Annotated in this window: 2 protein-coding genes; both read left to right on the top strand. The window is 67.0% G+C overall.

Annotated elements, in window-relative coordinates:
• Positions 1-106: 106 nt before the first annotated feature.
• On the top strand, positions 107-1,783 hold the full coding sequence (locus IG75_RS38920; protein ID WP_030519827.1) for a hypothetical protein: 1,677 nt from the start codon (positions 107-109) through the stop codon (positions 1,781-1,783).
• A 53-nt stretch (positions 1,784-1,836) separates the two neighbouring features.
• The gene (locus IG75_RS0104300; protein ID WP_169812711.1) at positions 1,837-2,241 is read left to right on the top strand and encodes a YbaB/EbfC family nucleoid-associated protein; all 405 of its coding nucleotides are present in this window, start codon (positions 1,837-1,839) and stop codon (positions 2,239-2,241) included.
• Positions 2,242-2,359 lie beyond the last annotated feature (118 nt).

Raw genomic sequence — 2,359 nt, forward strand, 5'->3', positions numbered from 1 at the left:
GGAATATGTTTGCCAGGGCCAGGAAGAGTGCGGGATGCGGCATCACGCGATATTGCCCACACTGAACGGAGCCTGCTGGTGATGGGTGCGGAGGAAAGGTGAGCGAGTGACTGATCCGCTGTGGCTCGATCCGGACGCGATGCATGCCTCGGCGGCGGAGTTCGACCAGATGGCCGACGAACTGGCGCAGATGCTCGCGGAGTTGAGGGCCACGTCGCTACGCGAGGGAGAATCCTGGGGTACCGACGAGCCCGGGAAAGCTTTCGCCGAGAGCTATGTGCCCACCGCGGAGCAGGGCATGGCGGGTTTCGAAAATCTGGTGGACCGCGTGCGTGCCCTCGGCGCCGGTCTCCGTGCCGCTACCGGAACGTACACGGATACGGACAACGCCGGGAGCGCGCAGGTACGGAATTATGATCCGGCTCTCTACTCCGACGCAGGCATGAATCCGGCTGCTTCGATATCGCCGGCTCTCGTCGCGGCGGCCGACCCCGCGGACCGGACCGGAGTACCGACGCAGCAAACCACCGGGGCGGGGCAGCGGCCGGCCGATGATCCGATCGCCGCCGAGGCGGGGCAGAATGCCGCCGACGGCACGCAGCCCGACGCCACCACCGACGCGGATCGCGCACAGCCGGACGAAGCCCCGCAATCCCCGCAGCAGCCGGGTTCCGGCGAGCCGGGGTCACCCGAGCCCGGGACCGATCCGGGCGTCCCGGAACAAGAACCGCAACCTCCGCTGCATGCTCCGGGAGCTCCGGCCCCGGTGGGGGCGGCGGCTGCGTCACCAGGTGCGCAACCTCCGAGAAACAGCGAAGCGAGCGCCCCGAAAGCACCGGAGGGTCCGAAGCCGACGGCGGCCCGCACCGCCTCCGCCGGATCGGCCGATACGCCCTGGGGTCGCAATTCTCCGGGCTCCCCACGATCCGGCGCGCCGACCGGTGCCACTGCTCCGGAAAGTCAGATCCCGCCGCGGGCAGTTCCGCCGCGAACTGCCGATCGACCGCCGGCGTCGGCGAAGCCGGACGCGGGCCCCCGCCGAACGCCGCCTTCGCGCAAAGAGGCGATGGCCGCGAGCCCTCGGCGCGAGACCGATGAGGCGGCCATGGAAATCCTGCGTGACCTGGCCGCACGGCGCGACCTCGAGATCATCGGATTCGAAACGTCGGGTCTCGCCGAGCAGACGGCCAGGGAGATCGCCGAAGCTGTCGACGCAGTTCTCACCGAGCACCCCGCCATCCTGTGCGGGCTCGAGGTCGCTGATACCGGGCCGCTCTCCCGGGCGGAGAATCGAAGTGCGGAGGCTGTGGATTCCGCGGTGAACTCGCCGCAGCCTCCGGAACCATGGATCGTTCTGCATGTGACCGCGACCGCGGACCCCGGTGTGCTCATCGGCCGCGACCGGGCCGGCCACGTTCCCGTGGACAGCCTGCTGCAGCAACGTCCGATGTATGTGACCATGCTGCGGGAGCTCGGCCAGGTGCTGGACCTGACCGGCGGGCTCCGCGCCCGGGCAGAGGCACAGCGGGCGCTGATCACCGAATACCTACGAATCAGTGGTGCCCAGGGCGACACTCTGGGGCGGATCGTCAGCGGGTACAAATCCTGGCGGGCCGAGCTCGGTGACTACTGCTTCGACGACCACACTTTCTCGCCCGGCCGAGCCCTTGCCGCGGGTTTCGCCGCAGTCCAGCTGGCCGGCAGCGAAGCTCCCGCGGCTGCCAAGACCTTGCATCGGCTGCTGGTGGCGATGGCTCGGGCAGCGCTGCCGGGCAACCGATGAACAGATGATCCGGAAAGGATGCGGCCTTGGACCAGTGGAAACGAGAAGGTTTGTTGAACGCCAACAATGGGCTGCGGAACCAGATCGAAGATCTCCTCGACACCTTCCAGCAGCAGCAGGCCCGGTTGGCTGAAACGTATCGGCAACTGGAAGAGACCCGAATCCGAGCCGAATCGGTGGACCGGTCGGTGGCGGCGACCGTTGATGCGAGCGGGGTACTCACCGAGCTGGGTCTCACCCCATCGGCGTTACGCAAATCCCCCGAAGAGCTGGCCCGCGTAATCGTCGAGACCGTCACGCAGGCGGCCGAACATGCTCGCGAGCATCAGCAGGCGTTCATCTCTCCGGCTACCGAGGACCTCGAGAAAATGGATGGTCTCTCGGACCTCGTGCCCGAGGTACCCGACCTACGCGATATCCGTACCTTTCTTCGCGGCGAGCGGAATCCGCCGCAGTGACGCTGGGGATTCGCCGCCTTCTCAGCGGTGGGGACTTATTAATATCAAATGAACATCGGGACGAACAGTTCGGGCGTATGAAGTAAAGGTAGATGCGGTGGATGGGCAGGGGTGATCT

The sequence above is a fragment of the Nocardia rhamnosiphila NBRC 108938 genome (assembly GCF_000720425.1).
GTDB lineage: Bacteria > Actinomycetota > Actinomycetes > Mycobacteriales > Mycobacteriaceae > Nocardia > Nocardia rhamnosiphila.